The organism is Sporomusa sp. (assembly GCF_057736855.1).
Window position 1 is genome coordinate 1 of the sequence record NZ_JBYKYF010000032.1, and the last position, 16,155, is coordinate 16,155.

11 protein-coding genes, 2 pseudogenes and 7 riboswitches are annotated in these 16,155 nt (G+C 49.1%); of the genes and pseudogenes, 11 read left to right on the top strand and 2 right to left on the bottom strand.

The window, feature by feature from the left end; genetic code table 11:
• Both AC29Z1_RS03740 and AC29Z1_RS03745 read right to left on the bottom strand, forming a co-directional pair.
• Positions 1-471: pseudogene (locus tag AC29Z1_RS03740) on the bottom strand (SbmA/BacA-like family transporter); the annotation flags it as partial.
• 15 nt (positions 472-486) lie between these two features.
• A complete protein-coding gene (locus AC29Z1_RS03745) occupies positions 487-660 on the bottom strand; it encodes a hypothetical protein (RefSeq protein WP_488270121.1) in 174 nt (57 codons plus the stop codon).
• Between the two features lie 293 nt (positions 661-953).
• Positions 954-1,136: riboswitch (cobalamin riboswitch) on the top strand.
• Between the two features lie 327 nt (positions 1,137-1,463).
• A riboswitch (cobalamin riboswitch) is annotated at positions 1,464-1,644 on the top strand.
• A gap of 312 nt (positions 1,645-1,956) precedes the next feature.
• On the opposite strand from AC29Z1_RS03745, the gene AC29Z1_RS03750 reads away from it, so the two are divergent.
• From AC29Z1_RS03750 to AC29Z1_RS03800, 11 genes and pseudogenes are all read left to right on the top strand, one after another.
• A complete protein-coding gene (locus AC29Z1_RS03750) occupies positions 1,957-2,889 on the top strand; it encodes a sirohydrochlorin cobaltochelatase (RefSeq protein ID WP_488270122.1) in 933 nt (310 codons plus the stop codon).
• A 549-nt stretch (positions 2,890-3,438) separates the two neighbouring features.
• Positions 3,439-4,542: an adenosylcobinamide amidohydrolase gene (locus AC29Z1_RS03755; protein WP_488270123.1), complete on the top strand. Its 1,104-nt coding sequence runs from the start codon at positions 3,439-3,441 to the stop codon at positions 4,540-4,542.
• A 72-nt stretch (positions 4,543-4,614) separates the two neighbouring features.
• A complete protein-coding gene (locus tag AC29Z1_RS03760; RefSeq protein WP_488270124.1) occupies positions 4,615-5,424 on the top strand; it encodes a hypothetical protein in 810 nt (269 codons plus the stop codon).
• 229 nt (positions 5,425-5,653) lie between these two features.
• Positions 5,654-5,833: riboswitch (cobalamin riboswitch) on the top strand.
• A gap of 165 nt (positions 5,834-5,998) precedes the next feature.
• Complete coding sequence (locus AC29Z1_RS03765; RefSeq protein WP_488270125.1) at positions 5,999-6,532, top strand: response regulator transcription factor; 534 nt, start codon at positions 5,999-6,001, stop codon at positions 6,530-6,532.
• 116 nt (positions 6,533-6,648) lie between these two features.
• A riboswitch (cobalamin riboswitch) is annotated at positions 6,649-6,832 on the top strand.
• 243 nt (positions 6,833-7,075) lie between these two features.
• Positions 7,076-8,077, top strand: a complete 1,002-nt coding sequence (locus AC29Z1_RS03770; RefSeq protein ID WP_488270126.1) for a type II secretion system protein GspD — start codon at positions 7,076-7,078, stop codon at positions 8,075-8,077.
• A gap of 27 nt (positions 8,078-8,104) precedes the next feature.
• A complete protein-coding gene (locus tag AC29Z1_RS03775) occupies positions 8,105-8,497 on the top strand; it encodes a hypothetical protein (RefSeq protein WP_488270127.1) in 393 nt (130 codons plus the stop codon).
• A gap of 180 nt (positions 8,498-8,677) precedes the next feature.
• The gene (locus AC29Z1_RS03780; RefSeq protein ID WP_488270128.1) at positions 8,678-9,400 is read left to right on the top strand and encodes a hypothetical protein; all 723 of its coding nucleotides are present in this window, start codon (positions 8,678-8,680) and stop codon (positions 9,398-9,400) included.
• Positions 9,401-9,418: 18 nt separating this feature from the next.
• Positions 9,419-9,598, top strand: a riboswitch (cobalamin riboswitch).
• A 156-nt stretch (positions 9,599-9,754) separates the two neighbouring features.
• A riboswitch (cobalamin riboswitch) is annotated at positions 9,755-9,935 on the top strand.
• A gap of 109 nt (positions 9,936-10,044) precedes the next feature.
• On the top strand, positions 10,045-12,642 hold the full coding sequence (locus AC29Z1_RS03785; protein ID WP_488270129.1) for a TonB-dependent receptor: 2,598 nt from the start codon (positions 10,045-10,047) through the stop codon (positions 12,640-12,642).
• Positions 12,643-12,789: 147 nt separating this feature from the next.
• Positions 12,790-14,142, top strand: coding sequence for a hypothetical protein (locus AC29Z1_RS03790; RefSeq protein ID WP_488270130.1), 1,353 nt, complete (start codon positions 12,790-12,792; stop codon positions 14,140-14,142).
• A 140-nt stretch (positions 14,143-14,282) separates the two neighbouring features.
• Positions 14,283-14,858, top strand: coding sequence for an HD-GYP domain-containing protein (locus AC29Z1_RS03795; protein WP_488270131.1), 576 nt, complete (start codon positions 14,283-14,285; stop codon positions 14,856-14,858).
• A gap of 183 nt (positions 14,859-15,041) precedes the next feature.
• Positions 15,042-15,221: riboswitch (cobalamin riboswitch) on the top strand.
• A 354-nt stretch (positions 15,222-15,575) separates the two neighbouring features.
• Positions 15,576-16,155, top strand: a pseudogene (locus AC29Z1_RS03800) (hypothetical protein); the annotation flags it as partial.

Consider the following 16,155-nt stretch of genomic DNA (forward strand, 5'->3'; position numbering starts at 1 on the left):
CCTAATCAAGTTATAGCGGAAATTGGCTTCATTACTTTGCTGGATATTGTTTTGCAGCATTAGCGGGCGGCCAATTTTCATGGTTACCCAGGTTCCGAAAGCGGAATACAGGAGAGCAGACCAAACTAAATATCCCGGAATTACAACTACTATTGTCAAGATAGAGAATTTGAGTTCCCCTGACAATTGCCAAAGGACTGTGGAAAATGCGATAAGGGTTATTAGATGGCGTAGTAATCCTACGGCTAGCTCGAGGGAATGGGTAACAAAAAGCTGAATATCCTCTTCGATACGCTGGTCAGGATTATCTACTGCATTGGCAAGGCGATTCATATAAAAATAAGTCTGATTATGTAGCCATAGCGTGATATATTTATCGGTCAGCCACTGTCGCCAGCGGAGTTGAAGTACCATTTTGACATGGGTTTGCCAGCCTGAGGTTACGACAAGAATTAAACAAATCATAGAAAATTGAACTAAAGATTGTTAGAAACCGGACAGGCTATGTTGTTGCAGGTGATTATAGAACCCTACTTGCCAGTTGTTGAGTTGTATTTGAAGCAGTACCAGCAAGCCGGTGCCAAGGACGACAACAGAGGTTAATATCCATGCTGTTGGAGCGGCTTTCGACAACCAAAAGGAAAGCGCTATTCTTACCATAGGCACTGCTCCTTTCGCATGAAGATAAAGGTGACATGAAAGTCAGATACGGCATTTATATGCAGTTATTAGTAGAGATATACAAAACAACTTTGTGCGTTAAATCTCAGGAATTTATTGAACTACATTCTGCCTATTTCTGACCTACCGTTTATTGGGTGTAAGGTATGTGCCGCATTTTGGAACGGCTCCAGAGGCAGCAACATGCTTTGACCAGCGTGGAAAGTGCTATAGTGATAAGGGCATATATACCTTGACAATTATTTTGAACGAAGTATATACTGAATAAGATAAACAGAATATTTGAGGTAGGTGCCCTACGGGGCTTAATAGGGAAGTCCGGTCGAAGTCCGGCGCGGTCCCGCCACTGTAACGGGGAGTAAGCTTAAGATATGCCACTGGGATGCAACATCCTGGGAAGGTTTAAGCGAGCTATGATCCGAAGCCAGGAGAACTGCCTATCTGACAATCACCGTTTTTTTACCCACGAGGTATGGGGAGGGGATTACAGTAAGCGTTTTTTAGCGCGCGTCTGACTAATTCACTCCTGGTTTTTGGCCAGGAGTTTTTATTTAGCATGCTGGTTAAACCTCTCAACTATAATAGTTGGGAGTTTTAATATTTTTGCCATTTTTCTAAACGCTCCTTTCACTTTTATGCCGTTAGGCACGGGTCATTTGACCCTGTTTTTTTTTTGCACTTATCTGTAAAAGGCGGGGAGCTAAGGAGGATTATGACGTCTACTCTGGAAAATGTTTTAGGTATTGACAAGTGTTCCCAGATAACATATAGTAATATCATAAAACTGAATCCTGGAGATAGGTGCCCTTGCGGCTTAATAGGGAAGTCCGGTGTAAGGCCGGCGCGGTCCCGCCACTGTATCGGGGAGCAAGCTTAAGATATACCACTGGGATGGTTATCCTGGGAAGGTTTAAGCGAGCTATGATCCGGAGTCAGGAGAACTGCCTATCTGACAATCACCGTTTGTTACCCACGAGGTATGGGGAGGGGATTACAGTAAGCGTTTTTACAACGCGTTTACTAATTCGCTCCTGGTTTTTTTGGCCAGGAGTTTTGTATTCAGTACTGTTACAACTCCCCCGGCAGACGGTTGGGAGTTTTTGTTTTAGGCAGCGGCTGCCAATGTTTTCGTTAGGAATGTATATGGTACAGTACAGAGCAGTTAGAGGATGTTTTCTGCTGTAGATTATTTTTTGAGCGGGACTGTCTATAAGCCGCTGAGCAAACTTTCAAACAGGATATCTGGATCATAAAACAAAGGAGTTGTCTGTTCACATGAAAAGCCTTTATTCACTCATTACCGGCATCCTCATGTTAGCGGTATTCAGTTGTGTTAGCCTGCTGCCCTCGCCGGCGGCCGCTGCTCCGGCTAATACCGGCAAAAAAGCTATTTTGGTTGTAAGTTTTGGTACTACATATCCGGAAACCCTGAAATCAACCATCGAAGCTACAGAAAATAAAATCAAGGCCGAGTTCCCGGATTATGAAGTGCGCCGGGCATTTAGCTCCCGGATTATCATCAAAAAACTGGCTGAACGGGACGGCATAAAAATTGACACAGAAAAACAGGCGCTTGACCGCCTAAAAGCTGAAGGCTACACCGAGGTAATTGTTCAGCCTATGCAAATAACGCCTGGTGAGGAATATGAACTGATTGCCGGTGTGGTACAACATGCTAAGGCGGCTAAAGATTTCGAAAAAATCGCCATTGGCCGGCCAGTGCTTTATTACATGGGACAAGAAGACCAACCCGATGACTATCTGGCAGCTATTAAAGCGGTAGCTGCTCAATTCCCTAAATTAAAGAAAAATGAAGCCGTTATGCTAATGGGTCACGGTGGTCCGCATCCGGCAACCGCTGCCTATGGTGTGCTGCAAGCCAAGCTGCAGGACGCTGGTTATAAAAATGCCTATGTCTTCACGGTAGAAGGTTATCCGACCTTTGAAGGCACTATCGAAAAGCTTAAAGCCGACAAAGTCAAAAAAGTTACCCTAATGCCGTTTATGCTGGTAGCCGGCGATCATGCCAACAATGATATGGCCGGTGATGAAGAAGACTCCTTTAAGAGCCAGCTTATGGCTGCCGGCTTTAAAGTGGACACCTATATCCATGGATTGGGGGAAAACCCCGCCATTCAGGATATCTATGTACAGCATATAAAAGATGCCATTCAGGATATCCATAATCCGGTAACCAAAAAGCATTAAGATACCGGATAACTGAATACCAATGAGTTAGATGCCTTACGGACTTAATGAAAATCCGAAGCGATCCGCCACTTTACTGGGGGAGCCAGTTAAAGGTGATGCCACTGGGAGAAAATGTCTCGGTAAGGTTTGGACGCGCTATGAAACAAAGTTAGGAGAACTACCTAATTTACAGTCGCCGTTTTTACCCATGAGGTAGGGGGATATATACGCTTATTTCAGTACAAGTGCAATTACAGGCGGCGCGTGTAGCAAATGTGTCGGTGATGTAATAGTAGACATCTCCTTTTAACAAGGAGATGTTTTTTCTTAATGATACTTTTACACTGCTGCAGTTTGCACTTACTAGCGCTGTTTCATGTATTCGCGCTAGTAAGTGTGAACATGAGTTAAGCAAAGATAAATGCTCCGGCCACATAGGCTGGCTGCTTAGGAAGTCCGGCAGGCATTTCCTGCAGCTTGGTCGGTGACTGTGCAGGGGGAGTTCGATCAGATTTGGAAAAGAGGATGAAAAACATGAGCAGTTGGTTACATGGGAGGGAGCAGGCCTTGAAATTATGTACGCTAAGTACTGGTGATTCTGTATATCGTTACAATAAAAGCATTGTGATTCCGTTTGAACAGCCCCGTAAGGTAGCCAGCACTGCTATTGTAAACGGCGGCTATCGGGAGGATCTGACGGCAGTTTTTAATAATGACTGCAACCCTGGCGCCGGGATGGCTTGCGTCATGCGCGCACCTACCTATCAGGAACATATGCGGCTTGTTACAGAGGAAATCGGGCTTGAGCCGGCGACGACGGCCGGGATGCAAACAGCGGCGTCCATGGAGAATGTTGCCATACATGCGCAATGCTATGAGAATCTGACCGTTACGGCTATCGTAACCGGTGGGGTTGAGGTTAACGGCGGCCGGGTCGGCGACCCGGCAGATTATTTCCAGCCCATTGACAAAAATATGGTAGAAAAACCTGGAACCATCAATATTATCCTGGTCATCGACGCCGACTTGCCGCCAGGAATTTTAAACCGTGCTCTGGTAACTTGTACCGAAGCTAAGACGGCCGCGCTGGAGGAACTTATGGCCGGCAGCAATTATTCGACAGGTCTGGCTACCGGCTCGGGAACCGACCAGACCATTGTTATCGCCAACCCGCAAGCGGCGCTGTACCTGGAGAGTGCCGGCAAACACACCAAACTGGGTGAACTCATCGGCCGGACCGTCCTGCCGGCAGTCAAAGAGGCGCTATTTAAACAGACCGGATTGTCGCCGCGCCAACAGCACAGCATGCTGCGCCGCTTCAAACGCTATGGTCTTACCGAAGAAAGTTTATGGCAGGATTATATCAAAAAAAGCCAAAAAACAATGCTGAAACCGAAGTTTATGGATGCGCTCCACCAGCTGGACGGAGATAATTATTTGGTAACCTATGCAGCCGCTTATGTCCACCTTCTCGATGAACTGCAATGGGAATTGTTGTCGGGTGTGGAAGTACGTCAGGCGGGTAATGAACTGCTGACCTTAGCCGCGGCTAAATACTATCTGGAAGCGCCAATTATTACAGGTACGGAAATTGAGTCCTGCCTGAAAGCCTGGCAAAGCTTGATTTTGGCGATTCTCAGGAAAAAACTGACTGAAATGGCAAAGAACTGACACATCCTGCGGATGTTATTCAGCCGGCAATTTGCTATACTATAGGAAAAGATTGCAAGGAGGATGATTAGGATGATGGGTGGCTTTGTTGTTCGCGTATTGGTAGGCATACTTGTATGGGGGACAACGTTGGCGGTGACAGCGCCCGATGCCTGGGCAGCAACTCGATTGCTGGCAAAGGATACTAAGCTTCATCCGCAGGGCTGGACTGCCGGTGATCCTATCACTTTCAAGAAAAATACTGTTGTCACATTGAATGACCAGGAAGAAGTCGTCACTGGAACGCTGGACAAGGATACGCTGCTGCTGCCGCGCGGCTGGAACCGGGTCATTGATGATTATTACTTTTCAACCGTCTATGCAGGTAGCGGCCCTTATTTTGGCCGGTTTGGCTTCCGGCCGTATTTTGCCCGAAACTATCCTGTCACGATTCCCGGATACGGCCATTTGCTGTATAAAGGCGGCACCGTGGTAACCTTTAGTGAGCAGGGTGATGTTATCTCAGGAACCATAGCTCATCAGGCTACTTTGCGGTTAACAGAGGACAAGTATGGTTATGTGACTTTTAAAGAAGATACTGTTCTCAGGTTCTATGACTCGGGCGCAGTTATGTCAGGAACTTTGGCGGAGGATACTTACCTGCGCCCAGTGGGTTGGCAAAAGCTTATAAAAGGCGCTGATACCGCCGGTTTCATAAAACTCAGCAAGGGGAAAACGGTCACTTTTAACGAAGCAGGCGAACTTATCGCCGGTACGATCAAAGATGCGGTTACCCTGACAGCCGAGGACGGGACGCAACAAAAATTTCCCGCCGGCTCAGCCCTCAAGTGGAATGAAAACGGCGTTGTCCTAAAAGAAAAATTTGTCCAAAGCATGCCCTGATAATAGGAGGATAAAAAGGGACGGGAACTTGTGGCAGTGTGAGGTTAAGCAGTGTCGAACCGTGAATGCTTTTTACCAAAATACCTCATTTGAGGTATTTACGTCTCACCCCGCATGTCCTACTCTTACATTAGAAGATAATACTGCTGCCTGTAGATTAATGCTGTGAACCGACAAAAGAATACTGCTGGGATAGGTGCCTGATAAGCGGGGCGATAGATATTTGGCCAAAATGCTATGTATCTGCAGCGCCGCTAGAGGCTTAAAAGAGAAGCCGGTTGAAAGCCGGCGCGGTCCCGCCACTGTAACGGGGAGCAAATCCACATAATGTCACTGAAGTTTGCCTTTGGGAAGGCGTGGAGGAGCAACGATCCGGAGCCAGGAGAACTGCCTATCTGACAATCGCCGCTTGACCTACGAACGATGGGAAGGAGGTTATGCAACTGTGAATAGACGTTTAGCTCTATTGACAGAATAGCTCTCTTTTCCATGGAGAGCTTTTTTTATTTGTACTGACTTGCTATGATCTTTGCTTATGAGCATAAGAAAAAATCAAAGGCAGAAGGTGTTATAAATGATACCTCAACGAGCTTTTCGGCAACTGCAGCAACCCGGTCATGGAATCTGCATTTTAAACTGGCAATTAAAAACAAAGTATCAGAATGAGAACGCCAGAGAGATTTTTACAGAACACCCGGAATTGTTTCAACAACTTACGAAAATTTGTGAATTTTTTAGCGTGGAGCCTAAGGATGCCGGTAATCCTTTAATCAGTCATACCGGTACGCTGCATTATTTGTCGGCTATGGTGAGTTTTAGCTGCCTGCGAATTGGCGAAGAGGAGAAAACCTGCTTTTTTATCATTTTTGATTATATTTCCTTGCTGGATGACGAATTGTCAGCAAACATTGTACTTACTCCCCGGGAGCAGGAAATTGTGCATATCATGGCAATGGGAAAGACCAATAAAGAAATAAGCAAAATACTGTGTATTGGTTTGGAAACCGTTAAATCCCATATTCGCAATTTGTTTGCCAAGACAGGCACGAGTTCGAGGGTGGAGCTCATTGCGAAACTTCAGCATATCCGGAATGCAGGTATGTTGTGATTGTGCCACTCCCCCGAAAATACCTCACTTGAGGCATTTACCGTTTGGTAGGATTAGGATATTCTGAAAACAAAACAAATTGTGAGCCAATTCACTAGAAAAAATGGCTTCAGCCAATTGCATACAGGGGTACAGGTGCCCGCAAGGGCCTAACAGAGAAGTCCGGTTAAAGACCGGCGCGGTCCCGCCACTGTATTGGGGAGCAATTCCGGAAAAATGTCACTGGAACGATACGTTCCGGGAAGACCCGGAGGAGCCATGATCCAGAGCCAGGAGAACTGCCTGTACAACAATCACCGTTATACCTGCGAGCGATGGGGAGGGGATTTGGATGTACGGCATTTGTTCAGGCCATTATGCCGGAATAAATCAAGAAGCCTCCAGGGATGTGTCATTTGCATCGCGGGCGGCTTCTTTCATTTTTAGTAGTGGGATAGATTTCGGGAAACGGAAACAGGTGATATGACTTACGCAGAGCAAGTGATCTGAAAGACGGTGAGTATCTTGGCAGGTTATCGCCAGCGCTGTTTTTATTCCCTTATAGTGATTTTGCTGATTGTACTATTGCCTTGGCTTTCGCTGGCTGCGCCGACTGATGCTGTTTTCGTGCCGGCATCCGGGCAAGAGGCAGCTGCGCCGCCGTCTGGTGCTCCTAGTGACACCGCCGGGACGGCTGTATCGGTTCCTGAGTCTGATACTTCCGGACTCAAACCGCTAGTTGTGCAACTAGATTATCTTAAAGTTGAGCAGGCCAAGCCTTTGCTGAGCGCACTTGTGCCCGAGGACCAGATAAAAACCGATCCGCTGAGAAATACCCTCGTAATTATGAGCAGTCCAGAAGTGTATGAACAAGTCAACTATTTGCTGAAACAGATTGATACTCCGCCCAAGCAGGTTATGTTTGAAGTGCAGGTGGTCGAGATAAATCGTGATGATTTGTCCAATCTTGGTATTGACTGGGGAGCTTCGACCAAATTGCCTGCGCCCATTCTTTACGATGATTTGCAATACCGGATTGGAACAGGCAAATACGGCGTTAACCTGCAGGGGATTATTAACCGCTTAATAGAGAAGAAAAAGGGCCGGCTGCTGGCAAGTCCGCGTATTGCCACCTTAGATGGCGTGGCGGCTAAAATTTTGATCGGCGATAAACTGGCGGTTGAGAGCCAGCAACCTACGACCGGCAGCATTCCCATCATCTCGGTAATCTATGTGGATGTTGGCATTAAACTGGAGGTAACGCCGACCGTAAATAAAGACGGTTACATTACCACCCGCATCCAGCCGGAAGTGAGCAACAAAACCGATACCACCAAAAACGGCAATCCGAATATTCGCACCCGGCAGGCCGATGCCACCCTTAGGGTGAAAAGCGGATCAACCATTGTGCTGGGAGGCCTGATTCAGCGCCAGGAAACCAAAGACACCTTCAAAGTTCCCATTGTAGGCCAACTGCCGCTGGTGGGGGGATTGTTTCACTCCACATCCAAGCAGGTTACCGAGACCGAACTGGTCATCATGCTGACACCTAAGATAATTGAGTAATTTTACACTCAGGAGGTTATCTGGATTATGAGTAAACTATTGCGGACAGTCACGCTGGTGTTGCTTTTAACCACCTCCCTGCCGGCAGCCGGCTACGCCGCCACCGCTGTGCCGCCGGTTTCCGGCGTGGTTTTAATGCCGCCGAATGTTCAGCTATTTGGTCATGTCAGTCTGATAAATTGCTATGCACTTTCCAACAGCTGCTATGCAGTGGTGGAGCTTCGCGACACTCCCGGCAAAAGCATAGTGGTCAGGACATCCGAAACCAGGCTGCAAAGCCTGCTGGAAACCGCTTTGGCCACAGGCAACCTGATCTCGTTTGTGGGACAAGGAGTTCTTGTCCAGTCACCGCCCCGGGGCGGTACCTGGAATATGGAAGTTTATGCGATCGATGAAATAACGCTCTATAACCGCAAGTAAAAGTTTTTGGCTGAGTGATTGGAGAAGGAGCCGATCATGAGAAAAAGCGCAGGCTGTTTGATCCTTTTGTATCTATGCCTCGTGTGGACGACGATGCCGGTGAATGCCGCCGCTGTAGATGACATAGCCGCGCGCTGGGCGCCGATTATCTGCCTGCATGGTCAGGTCGATGGCCTGCGCATGGCGGAGAATACCTTTACTCTTGTAAATTATGACCGCGACTGGCGGCTCAATAACAACTGGTACAATCTGCTGTTTTATCCACCCCGTCCGGCTATGTACTATTCGGTCGTGGAAAGCGACAGCCATTATTTCCTCGGCTATTACCAGTATTACCCCAGACACAGCGGCGGACATGAGCATGATCTGACCGGCGTGCTGGCTGCCGTCCGCAAAACACCGGATGGAGCCGGACGGCTGGAGCACCTGATCACCTACAGCGATGGCAGCTGGCAGTCCTGGAGAGGTTCGCGGGTTCGCCGGGAGGGCAGTCATCCGGTGCTGAATGTTCGTGCTGGCAGTCATCGGCTTACCGCTGCCGGACGCAGCCGGAAGGCCTTGCCGGCTGCTGCTATGTACCCGACCGCCCTGACAGACAGTCAGCCAGCAGAAAACAAAAACGGCGTTCTACCGGGGAGAGTACACGGCGGTTACATATTAGTGCCGTTGGCCGAGTTGTGGGAACGGCGCCAGGATATTGGCCTGAACCGCGCTTTTGCCCGCTGGGGATATTTGGACAGCATTAACGCCATTCGGGTAACCGTGCCCTGGGTCTGGGAATATCGCCGGTATAACTGGCTGGCGCAGCCGGGTGAACTGGTGCAATATTTTCAGGGCCGGAAGGTAAAAACCTGCATTTACCTCAGCAAGCCTTATCAGGCGAAAGGTAAGCCAAGAGATTGACCAGGAAAAAGCTAGACAATTTAATAGCCAGGTACAGGTGCCCTATGGGGCTTAATAGGGAAGACCGGTGTAAGGCTGGCGCGGTCCCGCCACTGTAATGAGGAGCAACCCTAGGTATGCCACTGAGAAATATGTCTTGGGAAGGTAAGGGAAGCCATGATTCAGAGCCAGGAGAACTGCCTGTACAACAATCACCGGTGACCTGCGAGCGATGGGTAGGGGATTATTTGGGCAGTCTGTGTTTACAGGCGCAGGGCGGTATCTGCCGCGACAAGCTTTGTTTCATGGATTTCTCATCTAGCTACCACAGGTTCGCAATGGGGTGGCTCTATGAGAAATCTATTTTTGCTTTGTAAGACAGTTTTAAATACAGGTTCCCTATCAAAGGGTTTAATAGAGAAGACCGGTGAAAAACCGGCGCGGTCCCGCCACTGTAACACGGAGCCGGTCCTGATAGGCCACTGGAAAGCATTCCGGGAAGGCAGGAGCGGCGATGAACTGGAGTCAGGAGAACTGCCTGTAGGACAATCTTCGAAAGACCTTGCGAGCGACAGGGCGAAGGTTGGCGAGACATCCAGGAAAAGGAGGGCACTTATTACATTTCATGCATTGGTGAAGTTTTAAGAAAGAGGAGAGATCACGAAGTGAGACAACGGAGAGTGAAGAAAAAAGCTCTGGCACTAAGCATCGCCTGTACACTGACCTTCAGTCTGTCCCCCGCTTATGGCGGTATAACTTATGCGGCGGCAGCCGAGAGCGAACCGTCAACAACGGACACTGCGGCAACCGACACCGGCGCAGCGCCAGACTATACTCTGGAGGCCATAACCGTCGAAGCCAAGCGCCCAGACTGGGAATCCAAGCTGTCGCCGGGCACGGTGACCATTATCCGGCCTGATGATTACAAGGGCGAGCAGAAGACATTGCCCGAAATGCTCAAAGACGTTCCAGGCGTTCATGTCCGTTATGTATCCGGCAAGGGCCAGTATACCACCGTCAGTGTTCGGGGCAGCACGGCTGCCCAGGTAGGGGTATTCGTGGATGGGGTACTCTCTAACCTTGGCGGCGATGCGGCTGTCGATATTTCCACCATACCCATTAACAATGTCGAGCGGATTGAGGTGTACCGCGGCTATATCCCAGCTCGGTTCGGCGGCACCTATATGGGCGGGGTTATCAACATCATCACCAAAAAGCCGGACAAGGCCAATATCTCGGCCCGAATCGGCAAAAGCTCCTGGGGCGGCACCACTGCCGGGTTGGAGATCAGTCAGCCGCTGGGTAAAGGCAGCCTGATGATTGGCATCAACCGTGACGAGAGCGACGGGGATTTCCGTTATAAGAATCCTGGCTCGGACGCGGCCTATGCGAAATGGATGCCGGGATTGCAGGCGGAAATGGCTAATCAGATTAATCTTGCAAACCAATCACTAAGTTCGTTGAGCATTAACACTGGTTTTTCTACCGCAGACGAATTGAATAAGGCATTTAATACTCCTGCTGTGTATAATGATATGCTAACCACAGCAATAGAAAATTTCTGGAAAAGATTTCCCTTTGGCAGTAAGGAAGCTACCCTGATAATATTTGGCTGGACTGAAGAAGTATATAATCAGCAAGCAAAGTCAGCGCTAGATCATATTAATACTAATTTCAATGAGCAGACAGCGGGTTTGGCCAAACAAATATCCCAGCTTTCTGAGGACTCCACCCGCTGGCGCAAGAATAACGACTACAAAAATACTGATGCCATAATTAAATGGCAGGATGACCACTGGTTGGTCAAGGGCAGCTGGAAGAAAATTGACCGGGGGTTGCCAACAGCCATGTATCTCACCGGGGATATTTCGGATCCTAGCTACTCATGCATTGACATGCCGGGCTGGTTTGAGCGGAAACGGCAGGAACTAACTACCAAGGATTTGCTGGTAGGCCGGCGGGATACATCCGGCAATCTGGAATGGGGCTGGCAGGTCAACTATCTGGACCAGGACAAGCGTTACCGTAATCCAGATCATGCGGCAAATGGCGGAGTGGAAAGGGTGCTCGGCAAATGGAGTGCCTACGACTCTCGGCGGCTTGGCGGGGCCATTGACGGCACCTATAAGGCCGGTGATAACCATATGTTTGAGTTTCTGGCTAACTGGTCCAAAGAGAAAATGGATGTAGACGGCAGCCGGATGGACAAATATGATTATGAACCCAGCCTTACCAACCGCGAGCGATTTCGGACATATTATGAACATACCCTGTTCAATCTCCAATTGCAGGATACTATAACCCTCAACCAGGCGGCTGATCTCTGGCTGACTCCCAGTATCCGCTACAATTATTCCAAAGTCATGGGGAGGGCGCTGGGAAAATCCGACTTAAATAGATGGGTCGATCAGGAGGATTCACAGGTTAATGATAAGGTGACCTGGCAGTTGGCGCTAAAAAAGAAGATGGATGAACATCTGACGTTGCGTTCCACCTATGGTACCTACTACCGGCTGCTCAACCTGTATGAAATTGCCGGTGACGGTGCCGGCATTTTACCCCGTCCTAATAAGAATAACGGACCCCAGTACGCCAATCAAAGTATATTTCCGGTACCAGAGGAAGGGAAGCAGTGGGACTTGTCAGCCATCTGGGACGGCAGGCTTCTGGGCGCCGATTCCTCTAAGGTGCAAGTGACCTATTTTGGTCGCGACTCTAAAAACATGCTCCAGCTTTACCGCTTCGGCTATAATTATTGGTCTTATTCCAATGCCCGCAAGGGAAAGGCTAACGGAGTGGAACTACAGGGTAATTTCAGCTGGGACAAATGGGATATGAATCTGGCAGGCACTTATATGCATACCAAACAGTGGGCCAAAAACGATTCACCCACCGGTACTGGCAACGTTTACTATAAGATGCCGCAGCTCTACGCCCCGGAATGGGAGGGCTCAATGCGTCTGACCTACCGCCCTGATAATCGGCTGGCGATTTTCGGGGAACTGAAATATATTGATGAAATGTACTGCTGGCAGGACAATCCGACAAAGGTTCAAAGCTCTCTGACTACCGTCGGCCTGGGGGCTAAGTACAAAATCAATAAAGACTGCCAAATTATCGCCGGTGTCAACGACCTCTTTGACAAAGGGCCGGAAATGACGTTTACCAGTGGAACCTATGTACCGGGAGAGAAACAAAACAAACTCATCGAATATCCCCTGCAGGGCCGTACCTATTATGTAACACTGCAGTACAAATACTAAATGCACTCTATTTTTGTAAAGGAGGTGATGCCCCGCATGAGAGACAGGCAAGACCAGTCCTGGCTGAAAGGAGATGGTGGGTGGCAATAAAATGGGGTACTCCAGATTTTTAGGCGCACAAAATCGAGAGAAAAGAGGGAATGAGTAATGAGAATGAAATTCGGTGTTCTCAAACGAGTTATCGTAACGGCCCTGACGTTGTCTGTTCTTGGCAGCTCGGCCGTACTGGCAGCTCCGGAAAATTTATTCGGCTATACGGTTGTCAATTCCGGTTATTCAGAAGGTTCGGCCGGCGCCATTAATGGCGAACGGGACGGAAATCCGATTACCTTTACCGCGGTTAATAATAAAGTTACCGGTTTAAACAGCGACCCGGCGCTATTCAACTTCTTCCAGGGTAATGAAAGCCGCCTGGTGCTGCGCCAGTACAATTATACGCCGACGGCGCTGCCAAATAAGATCATTGATCCGTTTGCTTCTTCATGGACGCCGCTGGCATCGCCAAGTTGGAGTGCTGTAGCCAACTTGCACGCGGTAGCCACCAAAGGGAATTTCTTATATGCCACTGATTATGATTTTGCAAAAATCTCAGTGGTCAATATGAATAGTGGCTATACGCAAACAGCCAGCTATCAGTTTCCGACAGCCTGGTCTAGTATCTCCCTGCCAAGTGGGGCAGAATGCCATGGTGAGGGCTTAACCGTTGTTGGTGATTATCTGTATGCATTGTTTACCGTCAATTCGAGCGGCGGTTATTCTGTGTATTCCGATAGCATTGTTGCAAAATTTTATATCAACCCATCAAATGGGGAGTTAACTTATATCAACCATTTAACTGTCGGCAAAAACGCCTTCACCCTCGACCATTACAAGAATAAACTCTATGTCTGCGCCCTGGGCGGCGCGCAGAACCCCGGCAGCTCCAACGCCGACACCCGCCTGGACATCATTGACCTGGCTACCTTTACCAAGACTACCGTTGCCAAGACTCCTGCCATGACCGGCGATTTCCGCGATATTACCATCGTGGATGACAATACCGCCTATGTTTTCCTGGGCAATTACGATACCTATTTCAGCAATATGGTCGGCGGCGTGTACCGTACCAGCGTAGCCAACCTGACTACACCTGCTGCCTGGACCAAAGTAAGCAATGTGAACTCAGGCGGTTATCTTTGGGGCATCTATGCCGACAGCAACCGGCTCTGGTTTGTCAAAGGCAATCAGATCGACATTTACAACGGCCTGCCCGCCGGCACTAGCGATGTAGCTGCCAAATCCTTTACTGCCAGCCAACTGGGGTATGCCGGCGGCAACCTGAACTCGGCCGTCATTCTTGCTCCGGACCAGACTGCGACTCTCAAGGCCAGCCTCAGCTCCGGCGTTGCCAAATCCTTTGCTTCGCAGTCTGTTCTGGCGCAGCAAGCCCGTAAGGCTGCCGAGCAGTACAAAGGCCTGAAAACAATTAATGGACAAAGAGTTCTAACCTTCAATAAGTAATTTCTATGACATATTCCCCGGGGGTTTCCGCAACGGAAACCCTCTTTTGCCTGCGCCTGAGAGTGGGAGTCTTTTCAGCTCTGTCTGGCCTTCACGAGACGAGTTAGGTTGCCAAAGTCTCTAGAAACGGAGGTATCATTATGCAAGGTATTGATTGCATGCTGCCGCTTTTGGGCAGGCATCATTCCGCTACGCTCAGGCATAGTCACAGTGTGGCTATGCATATGTTCGAGTGGGCAGCCTGCATGAATTTTTCTACCCGGGAAAGGAATAAGGCTTTTGTCTGTGGATTGGTGCATGATATCGGCAAATACTGCCTGCCCACTGTGCTGCTAAATAAAGCGGGGACATTGTCAGAACAGGAGCGAAAAGTGGTTGAGCTTCATCCGATGTATGGCAAAATTATCCTCAGGGCCTTTGGGCTGGCGGAGTTAAGTCCGTTTGTGCTGTATCATCACGAACGGTATGACGGGACCGGTTATCCGCAAGGTCTGAAAGAAGCGGTAATCCCTTTTTTAAGCAGAATGATCGCTGTATGTGATGTATTTGATGAACTTACCAACCGTCAGAACCACTCAGATAACCTGGACGGAGAGCAGGCGTTGACAGAAATCGGGCGTCTGGCCGGATCGCAGCTTGATCCCTGGCTATGTGAACAGTTCATAGACTACATACAAAAAATTGCCCGTTTGTATTATGCCAAAGAGCTTAGCTGACCGATAATTTATCTGTCTGTGGGCAGGCGTGCCTGGCCTGGTCAACCACGGCGTTTGGTTGGTCTTCTAGTTGTGTCAGCCTGTGACGGTCGATGTTTCTAGGTGAAAAATGTCAAAATAAGACGAGCAAAAAAGTGTGACAAGCGGGAGTATTTGTGCTACGATAATGACAAATAAAGGAAAATTAAATATTTTGGTACAGGTGCCCTTCGGGGCTTAATAGGGAAGTTCGGTTCAAGGCCGACGCGGTCCCGCCACTGTAATGGGAAACAGAGCCATGAGATACCACTGGGGGAAACCCTGGGAAGGTTTGGCCGAGTGATGATCCAGAGCCAGGAGAACTGCCTGTATGACAATCACCGTTGACCTGCGAGGTATGGGGAGGGGATTTGATGCGTGTTTTCCGACAGTCTCTTTGTAAATTCAAGCGGAAGCCTCCTTGTGTTTATCACAGGAGGCTCTTTTTAGTCTACCGGAATTATAATAAATTCTGGGGACATAAGAATAACTAAGGCTTCTGCCGGCGTCCAGGAAATTGGCACAAGCTAACACTTTTTTTTATTCGCCGGTTGTGAGCATACAATAAAAAATTTTAAAGAGAACAGGTTTTTTACACCTATCCTAGTTGCGTTCTGACACAATGTGTCATAACGTGCTTTGAACCGGGTGATTGTAACTGAGCGTATTTCCGCTCCCAAGAAAGGAGGTATTTATCACATGAAAATGCAAGTGGTTTTACCCGACAAGCGCACGGTGGGCACCGGCTGGCGGCCGCCGCTGCCTGATCTGCGCGATTACACCGAAAGTCATCCCAGCCTGAAGGAAGCCATTAAACAGCTGGGGATCGGTGATACTGCGCCGCTGCCGGAAAAGATCGATCTGCGCCAGTGGTGCAGCACGCCTGTGCCGGATCAGGGCCAGCTGGGCGCCTGTACCGCCCATGCGGCGGCCGCCATTATCGAGTACTTTCAGAACCGGGCCTTTGGCCGGCATTTTACCGCCTCGCGGCTCTTTATCTACAAAAATGCCCGCAACCTGCAGGGGGTAACCGGCGACTGCGGCTCCTACATCCGCGATACCATGGGCGCGCTGGCCTTATGCGGCGTACCGCCGGAAAAATACTGGCCCTATACCGACCAAGTCCCGGACTTTGACCGGGAGCCAAACGCCTTTGTCTATGCCATTGCTGACAACTATGAGGCGCTGCAGTATTTCTGCCATGACGCGGCCTCTGTAAATCCGGCGCCGTCCGAGGTCCTCGTAAGCGTAAAAAAATACCTGGCGGCCGGTGTGCCTG